This window comes from Lysobacter sp. TAB13, from assembly GCF_052113885.1.
In the GTDB taxonomy this organism is placed as follows: Bacteria; Pseudomonadota; Gammaproteobacteria; order Xanthomonadales; family Xanthomonadaceae; genus Lysobacter; species Lysobacter gummosus.
In genome coordinates, this window is sequence record NZ_JBFRDR010000382.1 from 1 (window position 1) to 367 (window position 367).

Annotated in this window: 1 pseudogene; it reads right to left on the reverse strand. The window is 69.6% G+C overall.

Features of this window, described 5'->3' with window-relative positions:
• A pseudogene (locus tag AB4Y92_RS26610) lies at positions 1-367 on the reverse strand (UDP-N-acetylglucosamine 1-carboxyvinyltransferase); the annotation flags it as partial.

Consider the following 367-nt stretch of genomic DNA (forward strand, 5'->3'; position numbering starts at 1 on the left):
GTCGAGGACCTCTGGTTCCTTCGCCGCGTTGACGATCTCGGTTTCGCCGCTGGCAAGGCTCGCCGCCAGCAGGGCGGTTTCGGTGGCTCCGACCGAGGAGAAGGGAAAGACGATGCGGGCGCCGCGGAGGCCGGCGGGAGCATTCGCCTCGATATAGCCGCCAGCGACGCTGATCTCGGCGCCCAGGGCCTCGAGCGCCTTCAGGTGAAGGTCGACCGGGCGTGCGCCGATCGCACAACCGCCGGGCAGGGAGACGCGGGCATGGCCGAAGCGGGCGATSAGCGGCCCCAGCACSAGAATGGTCGCGCGCATCTTGCGGACGATGTCATAGCTCGCATCCCGCGGCGCGGCTTCGCTGGCGTTGAGC